Origin of the sequence: Roseateles hydrophilus (assembly GCF_026712245.1) — a bacterium.
Taxonomy (GTDB): Bacteria; Pseudomonadota; Gammaproteobacteria; order Burkholderiales; family Burkholderiaceae_C; genus Pelomonas; species Pelomonas hydrophilus.
On the sequence record NZ_JAPPUY010000003.1, the window covers coordinates 385,958 to 406,047 of the forward strand.

Consider the following 20,090-nt stretch of genomic DNA (forward strand, 5'->3'; position numbering starts at 1 on the left):
GGCAGCCCCGGTGCGGCTGGTTAGCGCAGCGCGGCCGGTGCGGACTGGTAGAAGCGCCGGTAGGCGGCGTACTCGTGACCATCCGACGCGATGAAATGCGCGTCAGCCGGCAGCCCGATCAGCTTGCCGCCGGCCGCCAGGATGTCGCGGCCTTGCGGGTCGCTGGCCATGCCCGCGAAGGCCTTGGCCACGGCCTGCACGTGCGCGGCGGGCACCTTGGGCGAGGCCATCAGTGCCAGGTCGTGATACGGCTCTGAGCTCCACAGCACGCGGAACTGCTTGCCCTCGCGCTTGGCATAGCCCTCCACCAGCTGCGAGTTGGCGCCGACCGCCGCCACCTTGCCGCTGAACAGCTGCGCGAAGGCGCCGTCCATGTTGCCGCCGAACACCGTGCGCACATTGAGCTTGCGGCTCAGCAGCTGGGCGTAGGTGGTCTTGTAGGCCAGGAAGGCCTCGGGCCCGGGGAAGCCGACTTCCTTGCCGTCGAGCTGCGCCAGGTCGGTGATGGGCGAGTCGGCCGGCACGACGATCTGGCCATGCAGGGCCGGCGTGTTGCGGCGGCCGAACACCTTCCAGCCCATCTGCTCGCGCTCGGGGCTGAACAGGTGGTTGGTGAAGGCGAACTCCACCTCCTGTGCCAGCACATAGGCCGTGGTGTCGGCCGAGGTGCGGCCCAGCTTGAGCGTCAGCTTCACGCCGCTCTTCTCTGACACATAGGCCACGATGGGATTCCAGTACGACGCCGCTGTCGTGATGTTGGCCTGGTTGACCGGCGAGAAGCGGTACTCCGTCTGCGCGCGCAGCGGCAGGGCGAGGCTGGCAGCGGCCAGCAACAGGGCGAGGGCTTTCATCGGACCTCCGGCGGTGGCGTCACAAGGCGCGGCGCAGGCCGTGCCGGCGCAGCCCGCCAAGTGTCCCCGCGCGGCGCTGGTGATGGCCTGCGGCATCGCCCGCCCGGTGGGCAGCCGAGCGTGAAGTATTTGGCTTGCTGGGGCTGTCAGCAGCGCTGGCGAGGCGGTGCGCAATGCCCTGATCGCCCGCCTGTTGCGCGACGTCGGCGTCCCCGCGCTCTAGGCGCCCGCTGTTTCAGGGCCCAACCGTGCCGAGCAAGGCTTGCACGCGCGCTTGCAGCCCCTGCGGCGTCGCCGCCGCAGCCGGCAGCGGCTCATCCACCGTCAGGCTCACCCGGCTCCACAGGCCGCGCCGCATCGGCTTGACCATCGCGTGGCCGCCCTCCACGCGCGAGAAGAAGCTGCCCCACAGATTGCCCAGCGCCATCGGGATGACCGGCACGTCGGGCAGGCCGTCGACCAGCTTCATGACGCCGCCCTTGAAGGGCTGCAGCGTGCCATCGCGGGTGATGCCGCCCTCGGGGAAGATGCAGACCATCTCGCCGTCGGCCAGCACGGCGCGGGCGGCGGTGAAGGCGGCTTCATACGTGGCGGGGTCGGCCTTCTGCGGCGCGATGGGGATGGCCTTGGCGAGCTTGAACATCCATCCCAGCACGGGGATCTTGAAGATCTGGTGGTCCATCAGGAAGCGGATGGGCCGGGGGCTGGCGGCCATCAGCAGCACGGCGTCGACGAAGCTGACGTGGTTGCACACCAGCACGGCCGGGCCGCTGGTCGGGATGCGCTCGTCGTGGACGATGCGAAAGCGATAGATCAGCCGTGTGAGCACGAAGGCCGCGAAGCGCAGCAGGTACTCCGGCACGATGAGGAAGATGTAGATGCCGACGATGGCGTTGGCGATGCCCACGGCCAGGAAGACCTCGGGGATGCTCAGGCCGGCGCCGAGCAGGGCGCCGGCGATCAGCGAGCTGGCAATCATGAACAGCGCGTTCAGGATGTTGTTGGCCGCGATGATGCGGGCGCGGTGTGTGGGCTGCGCGCGCAGCTGGATCAGCGCATACATGGGCACGCTGTACAGGCCGGCGAACAGCGCCAGCAGCGTCAGGTCGGCCAGCACGCGCCAGTGGGCCGGCTGCGCCAGAAAGGCGGCGACGCTGAGCTCGGCGGCCGGTGGCAGGCCGGTGGAGGCGAAGTACAGGTCGATGGCGAACACGCTCATGCCGATGGCGCCCAGCGGCACCAGGCCGATCTCCACATGGCGCTTGCTCAGCAGCTCGCACAGCAGCGAGCCGATGCCAATGCCGATGGAGAACACCGCCAGCAGCAGCGAGGCCACCTGCGGACCGCCGTGCAGCACCTCCTTCGCGAAGGCCGGGAAGTTGGCCAGGAACACGGCGCCGAAGAACCACATCCACGAGATGCCCAGCAGCGAGCGGAACACCGCGAGCTGCTCATGCGCGAGCCGCAGGTTGCGCCAGGTCTCGGTGACGGGGTTCCAGTTGATCTTGAGGCCGGGGTCAGTGGACGGGCTGGCGGGAATGCCCTGCGCCGTCAGCCGGCCCAGCACGGCCAAGGCGAGGCAGGCCCAGGCCACGTGCTGCGGGCCGACGACCGGCGTGTCCACCAGCACGCCGCCGGCCAGTTGGCCCAGCAGGATGGCGACAAAGGTGCCCATCTCCACCATGCCGTTGCCGCCGGTCAGCTCGCGCTCGTTGAGTTGCTGCGGCAGGTAGGCGTACTTGACCGGGCCGAACAGCGTGGAATGCAGCCCCATCAGGAACACGCATGCCAGCAGCGTGGGCACATGTGCGGCGTAGAAGCCCCAGGCCGCCAGCGCCATGATGGCGATCTCCAGGCTCTTGACGAGCTGCATCAGGCGCGCCTTGTCATGCTTGTCGGCGAGCTGGCCGCTGGTGGCCGAGAACAGCACGAAGGGCAGGATGAACAGCGCGCCGATCACCAGGCCGGCCATCTGCGGCGGCAGCCAGCTGAGCTGCAGCTGGTAGGTCACCATCAGTGTGAACGCGAACTTGAAGACGTTGTCGTTGGCGGCGCCGAGGAACTGCGTCCAGAAGAAGGGCGCAAAGCGGCGTTGCTTCAGCAGGGCGAACTGATTGGGATGCTCGTGGCTCATGGTGTGACCAGCTGCAGGGGTTCCGAGAGGCCGCTGCGCATCAGCCAGTCGAACATCGAGTCGGCGGTCACCGTGTCGATGTGCCGGGTCATCCGGCGCGCGGTCGGATGATCGTCGAAAGCGATGTTGGCCCGCGTGAGCCGGCCACCCAGCCGCGTCAGCGCCGACAGCCGCAGGTCGGTGGGCTGGTAGCCCTGGTGCTTGAGCCAGTCCTGCGCCGCGCGCCGGCTGACCACGCCCGGCGCAGCCGCGCCGGCCAGCGTCTCCAGGGCCCACTGGTTGCTCTGCTGGTAGGTCGTGCCGAAGGCGTAGGCCACCATGCTGTAGCGCCGCTCGTGGAAACGAGCGACGCGGGCGTTGTCGGTCAGCATCGGAAGCAGCGCCTGTTGCAGCTCGGGCTTGAGCGCGACGAAGGCCGCCTCGTAGCGGTGCGGGCTGTCGAGGAAGAACTCACCCAGGCCCTGGCGGAACAGCGCGGCCTCGTCGGTGCCGCAGTGGTTGAGCTTGTGCATGACGCGCCAGACCGCCGGCTGTTGCGTGCTGTCCTTGTAGGCGAAGCCCACGTGCGACCAGCGCAGCTGGTACTCGGACAGGTCCTGCCCGGCGCGCGCCAGGATCAGCACCTGCGCGCCGCTGTCGTCCAGCCGGCGCGCCGTGGCCTGGGCGAGGGCCAGGCCTTGCTCCAGCTGGCGGGTGGTCTGCGGCCTGTCCTCGCAGGGCCGGCCGGCGAGGGCGGCCGGGGCGAGGGCCAGGCCGGTCAGCAGGCACAGCGCGGCGGCGGTGCGTTTCATCGCGTCACCCGCTCGTTGTGCAGGAGCGCCTTGCCGATCTCGTTGGGGATGAAGCAGATCACCTGCCCCGCCGCCGACAGCACCGTGCCGGCGCCGATGACCGACACCGTGACCGCCGCGCCGGTGGACACGGCCACGCCCTCGGCGAGCTTGCCCGAGGCCTTGATGCTGAGGCGGGCGCCGTCGGAGGCGCGCTCCAGCACCCACACCGTGGCCGTGCCGACGACCTCGACGCTGACGACCGTCAGCGTGACGCCGGCCGACAGCAGCCCGGCTGGCACGGCAACCAGCGCGGCGCCGGTGACGCTGACCGCGCCGACCGAAAGCGCGATGGGCGCGACCGACAGCGTGGCGCTGGCCTCAGACGGCGTGACGTGGGCGTGTGCCGGCTGGCACAGCGCCAGGGCCAGGGCGGTGGTGGCGAACAGGGTTTTCATCGTCAACTCCTTGGGGGTCAGGCGGTGGGGGTCAGGTCGGCCGGCAGGGCCTGGGCCTCGCGGCGGCCTTGCAGGCGGGCTTCCAGCAGGTCGGCCTCGTGCGCGTCGCGCAGCATCTTGGCCAGCGTGAACACGTTGGAGATCAGGTAGAGCCAGCACACGCCGAGGTAGGCCTTCCAGACCGGCTGGATCTCCATGCGCCAGAGGCCCCAGCCCGTCAGGCCCATGGCCAGTGCGAAGCCGGCCCACACGACGACGCGCCACATCGGCGTGTCCACGGCCTGGGCCTGGTTGTCGCGGATGAACTTGGCCAGCGCGAAGGCGGTGGACAGGCAGAACACATAGCCCATCACCATGAAGGCGCGGTCCAGGTCTTGCCCCGGCAGCCAAGCCAGGCCCGAGGCGCACAGCGTGACGCTGATGCCGAACGAGGCCCAGACCTGCAGGCGCCAGGCGGGAGTATCGCGGCGGATGTCGGAGGAGAGGCTGTTCATGTGTCGTCCCTGGGTGGTTTCGGAATGGGCGCGATGTTGCGTGAAGCCCGCGGGTTCACGACGGGGAATCCTGCCGAGGCGCGCGGCAAGCGACGGCTGGTAGCGTTTAACGCGCCTGGGTGACGGTTCTTCGGCGTTCTAGGGGCGTGATCTGCTGCTGAGCGGCGTGCCGGTGCGCTACCGTTCGCCCCCATGTCGAGCACCCAATCCCTCGTGGCCCTGATCAAGGCCGAGCTGAAGAGCCAGGGCCTGAGCTACGCGGCGCTGGCCGGTGAGCTGGGGCTGTCGGAGTCCAGCGTCAAGCGCATGCTGGCGCCGGGCGGCGAGATGCCGCTGTCGCGCGTGGACGAGATCTGCCGCGTGCTGAAGCTGGAGTTCGCCGAGCTGGCCGGGCGCATGGCGGCGCAAGCGCCCACGCAGCGCGTGCTGAGCCTGGAGCAGGAGAAGGCCGTCGTCGCCTCACCCACGCTGCTGCTGGTGGCCATCTGCTGCCTGAGCCTGTGGACGCTGGAGGACGTGCTGGCCCGCTACCGGCTCAACGAGGCGGACGCGGTGGCCGCGCTCGTCAAGTTGGACCGGCTGGGCGTTATCGAGCTGCGGCCGGGCAACCGCTACAAGCTCAAGGTGGCCAAGACGCTGCGCTGGCGGCCGCAGGGGCCGGTGATGCAGTTTTTCCGCGAGCGCGTGATGGCGGACTTCTTTGCCGGCGGCTTCGACGGCGAGGGTGAGCTGCTGACGCTGGTGCACGGCGAGTTCGGCGCCGGCCATGCGCGAGAGCTGGCCGAGCGGCTGCAGCGCGCCGCCGATGACTTCGCCCGTCAGCACCTGCTGGACCAGAAGCTGCCGCAGGCCGACAAGCGGCCCTACAGCGTGGTCATCGGCCTGCGGTCCTGGGTGTTCGAGGCCTTCCGCGACCTGGAGCGGCCCGGGCTGGGCCAGCGCAAGGGCGTGGCCACGGAGCGTGTCACCAGAACTCCCAGCGCCCGGTCGCGATGACGTAGACACCCAGCATGCCGTTGGTCACCGCGTGCGCGATGACGGCCGTCCACAGCTTGCCGGTGCGGCGGTAGAGCAGCGCGTAGGCCAGGCCCGCGACGATGGCCGCCAGCCACAGCGTGTGCGCCAGCATGAAGACGAAGGTGGACAGCACGATGGCCTTCAGGCCCACGGTCTGCGGGTCCACCCGCTCGAAGCCCGGGTGCTGCACCCAGCGCATCAGGAAGCTGCGCCAGAACAGCTCCTCCATCACCGGCACGACGAGCGCCGCGCCGATCAGGCGCAGCACCACCAGCGGCCAGATCAGCCGGCCCTCGCCGTCCAGCGGCACGAAGCTGGCGGTGGCCTCACCCAGCTGCATCCACGGGGCATCCAGCTGCACCCAGATCGCGAACACCGCCACGCCCACTGCGACGGCCCAGCCGGTCTCGCGCGCGTCGGGCAGGTTCTGTCGGGCCAGCTCGCCGTAGCGGCGCCAGTAGCCGGCCAGCAGCCCCGCCACGATGAGGGCCTGGGCGCCGTAGACCCAGCGCGCGTCCCAGCCCAGGCTGTCGGGCAGGTAGCCGCGCAGCGCGAGCAGCGCCATGAAGACGGCGAACGGAATGCAGCGCGCCAGCGCGGCCGGGCTGAGGGAGGCGGGATGGGCAGACATGGCGACGCCAGCTTAGCCGGCGCCGGTGACAGTCGCTCGCGCCGGCCGCCCCCGAAGCTCAGGGGGCACCGGCCGCTGCGGCTCCACTCAGCCCAGCGTGGCCAGGCGGGCCTCGATGGCGGCCTTGGCCTGCAGCAGCTCGGCCGGCACCTTGGCGCCGAGCTGGCGGAACAGCTCGTCGTGCAGCGCCATCTCGGCGCGCCATTCGGCGGCGTCGATGCGCGTGACGGCCTCGAACTTGTCGGCGCCGAAGTCCAGCCCCTGCCAGTTCAGGTCGTCGAGGTCGGGCGTCACGCCGAACACGTGTTCCGTGCCGCCGCCGTTGCCGTCGATGCGGTCCAGCATCCACTTCAGCACGCGCATGTTCTCGCCGTAGCCGGGCCAGACGAACTTGCCGTCGGCGCCCTTGCGGAACCAGTTGACGCAGTAGATGGCGGGCAGCTTGGCGCCCGAGGCCTTCAGCTTGGCGCCCAGATCCAGCCAGTGCTGGAAGTAGTCCGCCATGTTGTAGCCCATGAAGGGCAGCATCGCGAACGGGTCGCGGCGCACCACGCCCTGCTGGCCGGCGGCGGCGGCGGTGGTCTCGCTGCCCATGGTGGCGGCCATGTAGACGCCTTCCACCCAGTTGCGCGCTTCGCTCACCAGCGGCACCGTGGTGGAGCGGCGGCCGCCGAAGATGAAGGCATCGATGGCCACGCCGGCCGGGTTGTCCCAGTTGGCGTCGAGCGCCGGATTGTTGGTGGCGGCCACCGTGAAGCGGGCGTTGGGGTGCGCGGCCTTGGCGCCGGTCGCCTTGGCGATCTCGGGCGTCCAGTCCTTGCCCTGCCAGTCGATGCAATGGGCCGGCGGCGTGTCGGTCATGCCCTCCCACCACACGTCGCCGTCATCGGTCAGCGCCACGTTCGTGAAGATCACGTCGCGCTGCAGGCTGGCCATGCAGTTGGGGTTGGTGTGCGAGTTGGTGCCCGGGGCGACGCCGAAGTAGCCGGCCTCGGGGTTGATCGCGTACAGGCGGCCGTCGGCGCCCGGCTTGATCCAGGCGATGTCGTCACCGATGGTGGTGATCTTCCAGCCGTCGAAGGCGGCCGGCGGGATCAGCATCGCGAAGTTGGTCTTGCCGCAGGCGCTGGGGAAGGCAGCAGCCACATGGGCCTTCTTGCCCGACGGGCTCTCCACGCCCAGCACCAGCATGTGCTCGGCCAGCCAGCCCTGGTCACGGCCCATGGTGGACGCGATGCGCAGCGCAAAGCACTTCTTGCCCAGCAGCGCGTTGCCGCCATAGCCCGAGCCGTAGCTCCAGATCTCGCGCGTCTCGGGGTAGTGGACGATGTACTTGGTGGTGTTGCAGGGCCAGGACACGTCAGCCTGCCCGGGCTGCAGCGGCGCGCCCACGGTGTGCACGCAGGGCACGAACTCGCCATCGCTGCCCAGCAGTTCGACGACGGCGCGGCCCATGCGGGTCATCGTGCGCATGTTGACGGCCACATAGGGGCTGTCGCTCAGCTCCACGCCGATGTGGGCGATGGGGCTGCCCAGCGGGCCCATGCTGAAGGGCACGACGTACATCGTGCGGCCCTTCATGCAGCCCTTGAACAGGGCGGTCTCACCGGTCTGCAGCAGCGCGCGCATCTCGGCCGGGGCCATCCAGTTGTTGGTGGCGCCGGCGTCTTCCTGCCGTTCGGAGCAGATGAAGGTGCGGTCCTCGACGCGGGCGACGTCGCTGGGGTCGGAGTTGGCCAGGTAGCTGCCGGGGCGCAGCGCCGGGTTGAGCTTCTTGAACGTGCCGGCGGCGACGAGCTGCTCGCACAGGCGCTGGTACTCGTCGGTGCTGCCGTCGCACCAATAGACGTCGGCCGCCTCGGTCAGCGCCGCGATCTCGGCGACCCAGGCGATCAGCCGGGCGTTCTTGACGTAGGCAGGCAGGTTCAGGCGCAGGCCCTGCATCACGGGTTGGTTCATGGGAAAGCTCCGATCGGGTGGATGTGTTTGGGCCAGCCGTCGGCGCTGGCCCAAGCACACCGGCCTGGGCCTGCCATTGTCGAACTCGGTGTAATCGTCCCGTAACCGCCGAGATGGGTGTTCCCATGCAAAACCGGAATAACGCCATGCAGACCGAATGCTGGTGGCGCTATCCCGAGCGATGAAGTGGTCGAAATCGTTCAGGTGGTATGTAACCGTCAGAAATTTCGACAAGGCCGCCGCGCCGGCGAGGCTTCACCGCGCGGCGGGCTAAACGGCCTGTCGCCAAGCCGTGGCGACCCCAGGGTGGCCGATGACGGCCAACTCGGTGAAGTCAGGGCTGGCAAGGCGAATCTCGGCTTGCCCGATGACTGACGTGATGAGTTTGGTGGCCGTGTCAATCGTCATGAGCCCGCCCAGCTTGCGCGACACGTGAACCACGAGGGTGTCGTGAGTGAAGTGCGCGTGCAGGAACGCATGAACGCGCGCGGTGTCGTTGCTGTCGCCATGGGCCAGCAGCTCCCACGCATGTGCGCTCGCGACGAACACCGGAAAGCGGGCCCGGATGAGCGCGTGGGTGTGGCGGGCGTTCACTGCGTGCTGGCGTCAAGCCACCCGCAGCGCCGCCCCGCCCGCCTCGCGGGCTGCCACGTGGCCGATCTCGGCGGCTGCGGCGAAGCCGTGGCGGTGGAACACGGCCAGCACCTCGTCCACCGCACCCGCGTCGCAGGACACCAGCAGGCCGCCGCTGGTCTGTGGGTCGGTCAGCAGCGCGCGGTCGGTGACGTTGAAGCCGTCGGGCAGCGCCACTTCGGCGCCGTAGCCGGCCCAGTTGCGGCCCGAGGCGCCGGTGATGAAGCCGGCCTGGGCCAGCTCGCGCACCTGCGGCAGCAGCGGCACGCGCGCCCAGTCCAGCGCCACCTGCACGCCGGCACCGCGCGCCAGCTCCAGCGCGTGGCCGGCGAGGCCGAAGCCGGTCACGTCGGTCATCGCATGCACGCCGTCCAGCGCCGCCAGCTCGGGGCCGGGGGTGTTGAGCTGGGTGGTGGTGGCCACCATGCGCGCATAGCCGTCGGCGCCCAGCGCCTCCTTCTTCAGCGCGGCCGACATCACACCCACGCCGAGCGGCTTGCCCAGCACCAGGCGGTCGCCCACGCGGGCGTCGGCGTTGCGCTTGACGCGCTGGGGGTGCACCACGCCCAGCGCCACCAGGCCGTAGATGGGCTCGACGGAATCGATGGTGTGGCCGCCCGCGATCGGGATGCCCGCCGCCGCGCAGACCGACTCCCCGCCGGCCAGGATGCGGCCGATGACGTCCAGCGGCAGCACATTGATGGGCATGCCCACCAGCGCCAGCGCCATGATGGGCTTGCCGCCCATGGCGTAGACATCGCTGATCGCGTTGGTGGCGGCGATGCGGCCGAAGTCGAAGGGGTCGTCGACGATGGGCATGAAGAAGTCCGTCGTCGCGATCAGCGCGATGTCATCGCTGAGCTGGTAGACGGCGGCATCGTCCGAGGTCTCGATGCCCACCAGCAGCTGCGGGGGCACCGGCAGGCCACGGGTGCTCTTGAGGATCTCGCTGAGCACGCCGGGCGCGATCTTGCAGCCGCAGCCGCCGCCGTGGGAGAGCGAGGTGAGGCGGGGAGTGGGGGAGGCGGTCATGGGGTGTCGGCGATGCGTTGGGCCAGGGCCTGGATGCCGTCGTCGGAGAGGTCGTCGCTCTCGACGCGGCGGGCGTTGGGCAGGCCGGCCAGGTGGCGGCCTTGGGAGCGGGCGTAGAGCGGGTCGTAGTGGCGGGACATCAGTGCCTCGAACAGCGGCGGCAGCTCGCCCGCCAGCGCCCAGGCCTGCCACTGGGCCAGCAGCTCGCGCGGCAGCACCTCGCGCAGGCCGCCCAGCTTGCTGGCCAGCGCGGCGCCGTCGTCGCCCAGCCAGGCGTAGTCGCGCAGCAGGTAGGCCAGGCGCGCCGCGGGCGTGGCAGCAATCTCCACCACCGGGCTGGCGCGCAGGCGCAGCAGCAGCGGCTCGGGCACGGTGATGCGGCCGATGCGCCGGCTTTCGGCCTCTACCCAGATGCGGCGTGCCGGGTCGAACCGCGTGAGCCGATCGAGCAGCTGGGTCTCGAAGGCCTTTTGCGACGGCTGCGGCCGCCCGGGCACGGCGCCCAGCACCGAGCCGCGGTGGGCGGCCAGGTCTTCCAGGTCCAGCACCTGCTCGCCACGCGCGGCCAGCGCCTGCAGCACGCGGGTCTTGGCGCTGCCGGTGGGGCCGCACAGCACGCGCAGCTCCAGCGCCGGGGCGCGCTGCGCGATCTGCTCGATGACGTGGGCGCGCCAGGCCTTGTAGCCGCCCTTGAGCTGTTGGGCGTCCCAGCCCACCAGGCGCAGCCAGTTGACGAAGCTGCCGCTGCGCAGGCCGCCGCGCCAGCAATAGACGAGCGGGCGCCAGTCACGCGGCTTGTCGCGGAACAGCTCGTCCAGGTGGCGGGCGATGTTGCGCGCCACCATGGCGCCGCCGATCTTGCGGGCCTCGAAGGCGGAAACCTGGACGTAGGTGGTGCCGACGATGCGGCGCTCCTCGTCGTCCAGCACGGGGCAGTTGATGGCGCCGGGAATGTGGTCGAGGGCGTACTCGGCCGGCGAGCGCGCGTCGATGAGGACCGTGAACTCGCCCAGCTCGGCCACGGTGGTGGGCTTGTGACTCATGGGAGGCGGGAGGTTACACCGCCTGCTCGCGTCGCCGGGGTGCGGCTCAGCCGTGCCAGCGCTGCGTGGCGCGGCGCACCACCTCGGGCAGCAGGTGGTGCTCCTGCTCCAGCCGGCGCAGCCAGGCGGCATCGTTGCCGGTGCCGGCGATCTCTTGCCGCAGCAGCTGCAGCGCCGGCTCTGCGCCCAGGTCGGCGGCGTGGCTGTCCAGCCGGCCCAGCACGGTGGCGAGGTCGTCGCGCAGCACGCGGTGCTCGCCGGTCTCGGGGTCGACGAAGGTGCCGTCCAGCCCGAAGCGGCAGGCCTGGAAGCGGTTGAAGGTGTAGGGCAGGTAGTCGTCCTCGCTGAGCGTGAACGGCTTCTCCAGCGTCAACCAGCGCGCCAGGCACTGGATGAAGCCGGCCAGCGCGGCGGCCTTCTCGATGGTGAGTGGCGTGTCCAGCACGCGGACCTCGATGGTGCCGAACTCGGGCTTGGGGCGGATGTCCCAGTAGAAGTCCTTCATGCCGGTGACGACGCCGGTGCGCGTCATCTTGCCGAAGAAGGTCTCGAAGTCGGCCCAGGTCTGCACGAAGGGCGCGCGGCCGGAGAGCGGGAAGGCGAACACCGAGTTCAGCCGTGCCGAGTCGAAGCCCGTGTCCTCGCCCTGCACGAAGGGCGACGACGCGGCCAGCGCGATCAGGTGCGGGATGAAGCGGCTCATGCCGTGCAGCAGCGCCAGCGCCTCGTCGGCGCTCGGGCAGCCCACGTGCACATGCTGGCCGAACACGGTGAACTGCTTGGACAGATAGCCGTACAGCGCGCTCAGCTCGTGAAAGCGCGGCGTCTCGAAGATGCGCCGCCGCGTCCAGTGCTGGAAGGGGTGGGTACCGCCGCCGCACAGGCTCACGTCCAGCCGCTCGGCGCAGTGCACCAGCGCGTCGCGGATCTCGCCCAGCTCCGCCAGTGCCTGGCCATGGCCCGCGCACACGCCGGTGGACAGCTCGATCATGCTGCTGGTGATCTCCGGCTTCACGTCGCCGGGGATGCGATGCTTGGCCATCAGCCGCAGCAGGTCTCCCGAGACCGGCGCGAGGTCGTAGTCGTCGTTGTTGACGATCTGCAGCTCCAGCTCCACGCCCAGCGTGAGCGGCTGCGATGTCGAGAACACACCCAGGCTCATGGCTGCGGCTCCTTGCGTGGGGTGGGGGCCGGCGGCAGTTCGCCGGCCAGGCGCAGTGCCAGCTGCACGGCCACCGGCCCGGCCAGCTCCAGCACCGCGATGCCGGCCAGGATGATGGGCACGGCGCCCGCGGCCAGCTGGGCCTCGGCGCGCATCAGCTCGCTGAGCATGACCAGCGCCGTGCCCGACAGCGGCATCATCGTGACCGACAGCGCCAGCCCCTGGCGCCAGCTCGCGCCGGCCCAGGGGGCCAGCGCGACGATGGCCACGGCCTTGCCCAGCCAGCGCGCAGCGAGTAGCGCCAGCGCCGCGAAGCCGCCGGCCACCAGCAGCGACGGCGACCACGCCGACCCCACGATGACGAACAGCATCAGCACCAGCGCGCCGCCCGAGGTGCCGAAGTGGCGCGGCCATACCCAGGGCCGCGCACAGGTGTTGCGCAGCAGCAGTCCCGCCAGCAGCGGCATCAGCAGCGTGGACACGCCGATGGACCGCGCCGCCACGATGGCGAACGCGACCAGCCCGAAGAGCAGCAGCGCCGCGCTCTCGTTGCGCAAGTCCAGCCGGCGCGCGGCCAGGTAGACGGCGCCGGCCAGCAGCGCGGCCACGCCCAGCGTCGTCAGCAGCGAGATGGCCAGCCCGCCCAGCGCCTGCGGCAGGCTGCCGCCGTCGTCGGCCGCCCACCAGGTGCGCATCAGCGTCAGCGCGACGATGGCGTAGCCCGTGTTCAGCGCCGTCAGCAGCTGCGCTCGTTGCGTCACCTGGCCCTCGGCGCCCATCTCCAGCGCCACGCGGCCCGACATGGCCGCCGGCGCCGGCATGGCCAGCAGCGCGCAGGCCAGGGCCGTGGGCCAGCCCACGTCAAACGCCCGCAGCACCAGCGCCACGGCGGCCGCGCTCAGCAGTGCCTCGGCCAGGCTGGTGGCCAGCAGGCCGGGGTTGCGGCGCAGCCAGCGCAGGTTCACGCGGCTGCCGATCTCGAACAGCAGCAGGCCCAGCGCCAGGTCGGTGACGGTCTGCGCAGCGCCGCTCAAAGGCAGCGTCACGCCATGGCCGAAGGCGGCCGCCAGGAAGCCGGCCAGCGTGTAGCCCACCACGCGCGGCAGCCGCGTCGTGGCGGCGATGAACTCGCCCGCCAGCGCCCCGGCCAGCAGCACGCCGACGATGAACATCAGCTCGCTGGACGGCGTGACGGCCAGCCCGGCCCAGACGCGGGCGCCGCTGTCGAGTGCGCTCATGCGTTCCCCTTTGCAACAAGGCCCGCAGCCTAGTTGCCGGGGGTGACATCCCGTGTAGGCCAACATGCCGACATGCCCCGGCGCGCCGGCCGCGCCGCGGCTTCGGGACAATGGCGCCATGCAGCTGATCAGCGTCAACACCGCCCGCGTCGAATCCTTCACCGCCACCACCGGCGAGTCCCTCACCTCCGCCATCCGCAAGCGCGTCCGCAGCGGCCGCGTGGCCGTCGGCCCGCTGGGCCTGGAGGGCGACGAACAGGCCGACCCCAGCGTCCACGGCGGCCTGGCCAAGGCCGTCTATGCCTACCCGCAGGAGCACCTGGCCTTCTGGGCCACGGTGCGCGGCCAGGCCCGCGTGGCCGGCGAGCTGCAGCCGGGCGACATGGGCGAGAACCTGACGCTGCAGGGCCTGCTGGAGAACAAGGCCTGGATCGGCGACGTGCTGCGCTTCCCGGACTGCGAGCTGGTCGTCTCCGAGCCGCGCCAGCCCTGCTTCAAGTTCAACGCCCACATGGGCTTCAACCAGGCCGCCAAGCTGATGGCGCAGAGCGGCTACTGCGGCTTCTACCTGGCTGTGAAGCGAGAGGGCAGCCTCGCGGCTGGCGAGGCCTTCGAGCTGCTGCCGGGGCCGCGCGAGGTGGGCATTGCGGAGCTGTTCCGCGCCAAGATGCGCAAGCAGGCCTCGTGATGCGCCGGCGTGAACTGCTGGCCGGCGCCAGCCTGCTGCCGCTGGCCGCGCATGCCGGCCCGACGCTGAAGGTCGGTCCACGGCAGGCCGTCAGGTCGCTGGCGGCCGCGGCGCGGCAGGCGAAGGACGGCACCCTCATCGAGGTGGACGCGGGCGACTACATCGCCGACGTGGCCATCTGGCCCCAGCACGACCTGACCCTGCGCGCCGTGGGCGGCCGCGTGCGCGTCATCGCGGCCGGCGCCCATGTGCAGGGCAAGGCGCTGTTCGTCACGACCGGCCAGCGCCAGCGCATCGAGGGTTTCGACTTCATCGGTTGCAGCGTGCCCGACCGCAACGGCGCCGGCGTCCGGCTGGAGGCCGGCTCGCTGACGCTGGTGAACTGCGTGTTCCGCGACAACGAGAACGGCCTGCTGTCGGCCAACCACGAGGTCATCACGCTGGACATCGTGGACTGCGACTTCGGCCCCATCCCGCTGCGCAGCGGGCTGACGCACAACCTCTATGTGGGCGCGATCGCGCGGCTGTCGGTCACCGGCAGCTACTTCCACGGCGGCCTGCTGGGCCACCTGCTGAAGAGCCGCGCAGCCGTCAACCACATCCTCTACAACCGCCTCACCGACGAGGCCGGCGGCCGCGCGAGCTACGAGCTGGAGTTCCCCAACGGCGGCGTGGCCGTCGTGATGGGCAACCTCATCATGCAGAGCGCGAGCACCGAGAACCCGCACCTCATCTCGTTCGGCGCGGAGGGGGCCCGGAGGGGGCGCCAGGCGCTGCATCTGGTGAACAACACGCTGGTGGACCAGATGCGCAGCGGCGGCATCTGGCTGCGCGTGTCGCCGCGCCAGGCGGATGTCACGCTGGCCAACAACCTGCTGGTGGGCGCACCCAAGCTGGCCGCCGACGGCCACTGGACGCGCCGGGCCAACTTCGCGGCTGACTGGGACGAGTTCGTGCTCGCGGTGCGCGAGGACTTCCGGCTGCGGCCGGGGTCGGCGCTGCGCGGCAAGGCGCAGGACGTGGGCGAGGCCGACGGCCTGCGCCTCAGCCCCACGCGCGAGTACCGGCACCCGCGCGGCACCGTGGCGCTCAGCGGCCCGGCGCGTCACCCGGGGGCATTCCAAGGGTGAGGCCCCTCGCCCAGCCGTGCGGCTGGGCGCTGCCCGCCCGTTCAGGCAGACGGCTGTGCCGCGACGGTGGGGTAGTCCGTGTAGCCCTCGGCGCCGCCGCCGTAGAAGGTCTCCTTCTGCGGCGCGGCCCAGGGCAGGTCGTCGCGGATGCGCTCGATCAGGTCCGGGTTGCTGATGAAGGGCCGGCCGATGGCCACCGCGTCCGCATGGCCGCTGGCCACGGCCTGCAGCGCCATGGCGCGGTCGTAGCCGTTGTTGACGATGAACGGCCCGCCGAAGCGGCGGCGCAGCTCGGCGTAGTCGAAGGGCGCGTGGTCGCGCGGGCCGCCGGTGGCGCCTTCTACCACCTCCAGGAAGGCCAGCTTCAGGGCGCTGAGGCGGTCAGCCACGTGGTTGAACAGCGCCTGCGGGTTGCTGTCCTGGCCGATGTCGTTGGCCGGCGTCACCGGGCTCAGGCGCAGGCCGGTGCGGCCCGGGCCGATGGCCTCGGCCACCGCCGTCATCACCTCGATCAGCAGGCGGGCGCGGTTCTCGATGGCGCCGCCGTAGTCATCGGTGCGGTCGTTGGCGCTGTCGCGCAGGAACTGCTCCAGCAGGTAGCCGTTGGCGGCATGCACCTCCACGCCGTCGAAGCCGGCGGCGATGGCATTCCGCGCGGCCTGGGCGTAGTCGGCCACCAGCTGCGGGATCTCATCGGCGCGCAGCGCGCGCGGCGTGTCGGTCGGCACCAGCTCGCCGTGGGCGGCGTAGGTGCGCGTCTTGGCAGCGCGGGCGGTGGACGACACCGGCGCCTGGCCGCCCGGCTGCAGCCGGTTCACGGAGATGCGGCCCACATGCCACAGCTGCATGACGATCTTGCCGCCCTCGGCGTGCACCGCGTCGGTCACCTGCTTCCAGGCGGCGATCTGCTCGGGCGAGTGGATGCCGGGGGTGTCGAAGTAACCCTGGCCGTCGGGGCGGATCTGCGCGGCCTCGGTGATCAGCAGGCCGGCGCTGGCGCGCTGGCGGTAGTACTCGGCGGTCAGGGCCGTGGGCGTCTGGCCGGGCGCGCGGTTGCGCGTCAGCGGTGCCATGACGAGGCGGTTGGCGAGCGTGATGTCGCCCAGTTGGAGGGGGTCGAAAAGCGTAGGCATCGGGAGCAGATGGGGAGCAGTAAAACGGTTTCAAGCCTAGCGGCGGCAACGCTTTCCCCGGACGTCCGGGGGCGATCCCGGGTGTGTTAGCGACAATCGCCCCCATGCTCGCCTACCGCCACGCCTTTCATGCCGGCAACCATGCCGACGTCCTCAAGCACCTGGTGCTGACCCGCGTGCTGCGCTACATGGGCGAAAAGGACAAGCCCTACACCCTCATCGACACGCATGCCGGCGCCGGCGGCTACTCGGTGGAGGGCCGCTACGCGCAGAAGAACGCCGAGTACGCCACCGGCATTGCCAAGCTCTACGACGACGTGGACACCCTGCCCGCGCCGCTGGCCGACTACGTGCAGCTGGTGCGCGACTTCAACCCCGACGGCCAGCTGCGCCAGTACCCCGGCTCGCCGGCCATCGCCAACTTCGTGCTGCGCGACACCGACCGGCTGCGCGCGTACGAGCTGCACCCTACCGACCACCGCATCCTCGCCAGCTACCTGGAGGCGCGGCCCAACACGCAGGTCAGCGACCGCGACGGCTTCGGCGCCATCAAGGCCGAGCTGCCGTCGCCCACGCGCCGCGCCGCGCTGCTGATGGACCCGCCCTACGAGATCAAGACCGACTACGCCAAGGTGCTGGCCGCGCTGCGCGAGGCGCTGGAGCGCGCGGCCGACACGGTGACCATGATCTGGTACCCGCAGCTGCAGCTGCTGGAGTCCACCCAGCTCGTGCAGCGCCTGAAGGCCAGCGCTGACGCCGCCGCCAAGAAGGGCTGGCTGCATGTGCGGCTGACCGTCACGCAGGCCGATGCCAAGGGCTTCGGCATGATGGGCAGCGGCATGTTCATCGCCAATCCGCCGTTCACGCTGCACGACGAACTGGCCGAGTGCCTGCCGCTGCTGGTGGAGCGGCTGGGCCAGTACGACGGCGCGAACTTCGTGCTTGAGCAAAAGGCCGCTTGACGAGCCCACCCCCCTACCGGCTTCGCCGGCCCCCTCAAGGGGGCGCCGCCAGCGGCCCGGCCAAGCCGGTTCCGCGGCGGCTGCTTGGGAATGCACGACATCTTGATGTGAGCCGACAATCGCCGCCATGAGCACCCAAGACCTGACCGACGCCGAGTTCGCCGAACTCGACGAACTCCTCGCCGCCACGCCCGAGCCGCTGCAGCCGCTGGACGCCTCCATGCTGGACGGCTATCTGTGCGGTGTCATCGTGCAGCCCCGCCTCATCGAGACCGATGAGTGGCTGCCCAACATCTTCGACTACGACGGCGGCCTGCTGCCCGAGAGCGTGGACGCCACCTGGCTGGACCGCCTGACCCAGCTGGTGGAGCGCCGCCACGCGGCACTGACGCGCGGGCTGGCCGAGGACGGCTGGGTCGACCCCGTCATCCTGGAGGTCGACGAGGACCAAGCGCCCGAGCCTCTGCCGGAAGACGCCACCGACGACGAGAAGGCCGCCCGCGCCAGCTACGACGCGCTGGGCCCCATCTCGCGGGCGCTGATGCCCTGGGTGGCCGGCTTCCAGCATGCGGCGCTGTGCTTCCCCGAGCTGGCCGACATGCCCAACGACGACGTCGCCGCCGCCATGGCGCGCCTGTACCGCCACCTGCCGGCCGAGACGGCCGAGGAGAAGGAAGTCGTCGCCACGCTGAACCGCGAGCACCCGCTGAAGGACCTGGACGACGCCATCGAGGAGCTGGTCGTCACGGTGGCCGACCTGGCCGACCTGACGCAGGCCGAGCGCTACCGCGTCGAGACCATCCGGCGCGACACGCCCAAGGTCGGCCGCAACGACCCCTGCCCCTGCGGTTCGGGGCGCAAGTACAAGACCTGCCACGGCGCCAACTGATGCGCGTTCAGCTGCTCTCTGATCTCCACCTGGAGACCGAGAGCTACGAGCCGGTGCCCGCCGCGGGCGCTGACGTGCTGATCCTGGCCGGCGATATCGACACCACCTGGCGCAGCTTCGAGCTGTTCCGCGGCTGGCCGGTGCCGGTGCTGGTCGTGCCCGGCAACCACGAGTTCGACCGCCGCGACGTGGACGACGCGCGCGAGGCGCTGCGGGCCCATGTCCACGCCGTGGGCCTGCGCCTGCTGGACGACGAGTCCGCCGTGCTCAGCGACGCGCAGGGCCGGCGCGTGCGCTTCGTCGGCTGCACGCGCTGGTGCGACTTCAATGCCTTCGGCGCCGCTGGCCGCGAGCGCGCCATGCGGGCCGGCGGCTACTTCCAGAACGTCATGCAGTCCACGCGCTTCGGCGAGCCCTTCGGCGTGGACGCCGTGCGCCGCCTGGGCCTGGAGCAGCGCGCCTGGCTGGCCGAGGAGCTGGCGCGCCCGGGCGACTGGGGCGCGACGGTGGCCATCACGCACTTCGCGCCCAGCCTCAAGAGCGCCGACCCGCGCTACGGCCGCCAGCCCGGCACGGCCAGCTTCTGCAACAACGACGAAGACCTGCTGCCCTTCGCGCAGCTGTGGCTGCACGGCCACCTGCACTGCCGGCACGACTACCGCGTGGGCGACACCCGCATCGTCAGCAACGCGCGCGGCCACAGCAAGCGCGGCGAGGCCGATGGCTTCGACGGCCAGCGCGTCATCGAGGTGTTTGCCGGCTGACGGGTGGCGGGCGCGGGCTGAGTTCGCAGCGCTGTGTGGCGAACTCGGGCGCCTGCTGCCCGACTTCGTCGCGTGCGGCTGGAGCGGCATGGCCGGCCTTCCTAGCATGCCGGCCGTTGCCACTCGATCACTGCCCATGCGCCCTGTTGCTTCGACCTTTTGGTGCGGCCTGGCCGGCACCGTGTTCTGCCTCGGCCTGACGGCCACCCCGCCTGCCCAGGCCGCCGATGCGTCACCGGCGCCGGGCCAGACGCTGAAGGACTGCGAGGACTGCCCGACCTTGGTGGCGCTGCCCAGCGGCAGCTTCGTCATGGGTTCGCCCGCCGGTGAGCAGGGCCGCCGCCGCAACGAGGGGCCGCAGCGGCGCGTCAGCATCGCGTATCGCCTGGCCGTGGGGCAGTACGAGGTGACGAAAGCCGAGTTTGCACGCTTCGTGAGCGCCAGCGGCTACCAGCCCGAGCAGCAGCCGGGCGAGGGCTGCCACGTGCTTGATGGCAAGACCTGGGGCACCAGCCGGCAGCATGGCTGGCGCAACCCCGGCTACGCCACCACCGATGCGCATCCGGTCAGCTGCGTCAGCTGGCACGACGCGCAGGCCTACCTGGCCTGGCTGAACCGGCTGGTGCCGGGCAAGGGCTACCGCCTGTTGAGCGAGGCCGAATGGGAGTACGCCGCGCGCGCCGGGCACGGCGGCCGCTACGCCTGGGGCGACGACGAGGGGCTCACCGAAGCCTGCGCGCATGCCAATGGCATGGACATCACCGGCAAGGCGCAGATCAGCGGCGTCACCTGGGCGGCCAACGCCTGCAGCGACGGCGCGGCCTTTCCGGTGGCCGGCCCGGTGTACCGGCCCAATGCGTTTGGCCTGTACAACATGGCGGGCAATGTGTGGGAGTGGGTGCAGGACGTCGATCACGCCGACTACACCGACGCGCCCACCGATGGCTCGGCCTGGACGGTGGGCGGCGACCCGGCCTTCCGCGTGACCCGCGGCGGCGCCTGGTTCAGCTACCCCGCCGGCCTGCGCTCTGCGTACCGCAGCAAGAGCGAGCCCGACTTCCGCGGCGGCGGCGTGGGCTTTCGCATCGCCCGGCCGCTGTAG

At 70.9% G+C, this 20,090-nt stretch carries 20 protein-coding genes; 7 read left to right on the top strand and 13 right to left on the bottom strand.

From position 1 onward, the window contains the following. Positions 1–20: 20 nt before the first annotated feature. The 5 genes from NYO99_RS13405 to NYO99_RS13425 form a co-directional block, all read right to left on the bottom strand. On the bottom strand, positions 21–851 hold the full coding sequence (locus NYO99_RS13405) for a phosphate/phosphite/phosphonate ABC transporter substrate-binding protein (protein ID WP_268167715.1): 831 nt from the start codon (positions 849–851) through the stop codon (positions 21–23). A 235-nt stretch (positions 852–1,086) separates the two neighbouring features. Then, positions 1,087–2,985 (bottom strand): MFS transporter, encoded by a 1,899-nt coding sequence (locus NYO99_RS13410; RefSeq protein ID WP_268167716.1) that lies wholly within the window; start codon positions 2,983–2,985, stop codon positions 1,087–1,089. After that, positions 2,982–3,776, bottom strand: coding sequence for a DUF2145 domain-containing protein (locus NYO99_RS13415; protein WP_268167717.1), 795 nt, complete (start codon positions 3,774–3,776; stop codon positions 2,982–2,984). The genes NYO99_RS13410 and NYO99_RS13415 overlap by 4 nt, the downstream gene beginning before the upstream one ends. Then, positions 3,773–4,213, bottom strand: coding sequence for a hypothetical protein (locus NYO99_RS13420; protein ID WP_268167718.1), 441 nt, complete (start codon positions 4,211–4,213; stop codon positions 3,773–3,775). The genes NYO99_RS13415 and NYO99_RS13420 overlap by 4 nt, the downstream gene beginning before the upstream one ends. A gap of 17 nt (positions 4,214–4,230) precedes the next feature. Next, positions 4,231–4,707: a YiaA/YiaB family inner membrane protein gene (locus NYO99_RS13425; protein WP_268167719.1), complete on the bottom strand. Its 477-nt coding sequence runs from the start codon at positions 4,705–4,707 to the stop codon at positions 4,231–4,233. A 192-nt stretch (positions 4,708–4,899) separates the two neighbouring features. On the opposite strand from NYO99_RS13425, the gene NYO99_RS13430 reads away from it, so the two are divergent. Next, positions 4,900–5,703 (top strand): helix-turn-helix domain-containing protein, encoded by an 804-nt coding sequence (locus NYO99_RS13430; RefSeq protein ID WP_268167720.1) that lies wholly within the window; start codon positions 4,900–4,902, stop codon positions 5,701–5,703. Here the strand turns inward: NYO99_RS13430 and NYO99_RS13435 are convergent. The 7 genes from NYO99_RS13435 to NYO99_RS13465 form a co-directional block, all read right to left on the bottom strand. After that, positions 5,672–6,355: a CAAX prenyl protease-related protein gene (locus tag NYO99_RS13435; protein ID WP_268167721.1), complete on the bottom strand. Its 684-nt coding sequence runs from the start codon at positions 6,353–6,355 to the stop codon at positions 5,672–5,674. The genes NYO99_RS13430 and NYO99_RS13435 overlap by 32 nt on opposite strands. Positions 6,356–6,442: 87 nt before the next feature. Continuing rightward, positions 6,443–8,314 (bottom strand): phosphoenolpyruvate carboxykinase (GTP), encoded by a 1,872-nt coding sequence (locus NYO99_RS13440; RefSeq protein ID WP_268167722.1) that lies wholly within the window; start codon positions 8,312–8,314, stop codon positions 6,443–6,445. 270 nt (positions 8,315–8,584) lie between these two features. Then, positions 8,585–8,908, bottom strand: coding sequence for a hypothetical protein (locus NYO99_RS13445; protein WP_268167723.1), 324 nt, complete (start codon positions 8,906–8,908; stop codon positions 8,585–8,587). A gap of 12 nt (positions 8,909–8,920) precedes the next feature. Then, complete coding sequence (gene selD / locus NYO99_RS13450; RefSeq protein ID WP_268167724.1) at positions 8,921–9,979, bottom strand: selenide, water dikinase SelD; 1,059 nt, start codon at positions 9,977–9,979, stop codon at positions 8,921–8,923. After that, entirely contained in the window at positions 9,976–11,022 is a 1,047-nt protein-coding gene (gene mnmH, locus NYO99_RS13455) for a tRNA 2-selenouridine(34) synthase MnmH (protein ID WP_268167725.1), read from the bottom strand. The genes selD and mnmH overlap by 4 nt, the downstream gene beginning before the upstream one ends. Positions 11,023–11,068: 46 nt before the next feature. Further along, the gene (locus NYO99_RS13460; RefSeq protein WP_268167726.1) at positions 11,069–12,184 is read right to left on the bottom strand and encodes a YbdK family carboxylate-amine ligase; all 1,116 of its coding nucleotides are present in this window, start codon (positions 12,182–12,184) and stop codon (positions 11,069–11,071) included. After that, complete coding sequence (locus NYO99_RS13465) at positions 12,181–13,422, bottom strand: cation:proton antiporter (protein WP_268167727.1); 1,242 nt, start codon at positions 13,420–13,422, stop codon at positions 12,181–12,183. Before NYO99_RS13465 ends, NYO99_RS13460 begins: the two co-directional genes overlap by 4 nt. 118 nt (positions 13,423–13,540) lie before the next feature. Here NYO99_RS13465 and NYO99_RS13470 point away from each other — a divergent pair, with 118 nt between their 5' ends. Both NYO99_RS13470 and NYO99_RS13475 read left to right on the top strand, forming a co-directional pair. Continuing rightward, the gene (locus tag NYO99_RS13470; protein WP_268167728.1) at positions 13,541–14,110 is read left to right on the top strand and encodes an MOSC domain-containing protein; all 570 of its coding nucleotides are present in this window, start codon (positions 13,541–13,543) and stop codon (positions 14,108–14,110) included. Then, entirely contained in the window at positions 14,110–15,240 is a 1,131-nt protein-coding gene (locus NYO99_RS13475) for a right-handed parallel beta-helix repeat-containing protein (protein WP_268167729.1), read from the top strand. The genes NYO99_RS13470 and NYO99_RS13475 overlap by 1 nt, the downstream gene beginning before the upstream one ends. Positions 15,241–15,281: 41 nt before the next feature. Here NYO99_RS13475 and NYO99_RS13480 read toward each other — a convergent pair whose 3' ends face one another. Then, complete coding sequence (locus NYO99_RS13480) at positions 15,282–16,373, bottom strand: alkene reductase (RefSeq protein WP_268167730.1); 1,092 nt, start codon at positions 16,371–16,373, stop codon at positions 15,282–15,284. Between the two features lie 104 nt (positions 16,374–16,477). On the opposite strand from NYO99_RS13480, the gene NYO99_RS13485 reads away from it, so the two are divergent. From NYO99_RS13485 to NYO99_RS13500, 4 genes are all read left to right on the top strand, one after another. Further along, positions 16,478–17,335 carry a 23S rRNA (adenine(2030)-N(6))-methyltransferase RlmJ gene (locus NYO99_RS13485; protein WP_268167731.1) on the top strand — a complete coding sequence of 286 codons (858 nt, stop codon included), beginning with the start codon at positions 16,478–16,480 and terminating at the stop codon, positions 17,333–17,335. A gap of 127 nt (positions 17,336–17,462) precedes the next feature. Then, positions 17,463–18,224, top strand: a complete 762-nt coding sequence (locus NYO99_RS13490; protein ID WP_268167732.1) for a UPF0149 family protein — start codon at positions 17,463–17,465, stop codon at positions 18,222–18,224. Next, a complete protein-coding gene (locus NYO99_RS13495) occupies positions 18,224–18,988 on the top strand; it encodes a metallophosphoesterase (protein ID WP_268167733.1) in 765 nt (254 codons plus the stop codon). Before NYO99_RS13490 ends, NYO99_RS13495 begins: the two co-directional genes overlap by 1 nt. A 136-nt stretch (positions 18,989–19,124) precedes the next feature. Then, the gene (locus tag NYO99_RS13500; protein WP_268167734.1) at positions 19,125–20,090 is read left to right on the top strand and encodes a formylglycine-generating enzyme family protein; all 966 of its coding nucleotides are present in this window, start codon (positions 19,125–19,127) and stop codon (positions 20,088–20,090) included.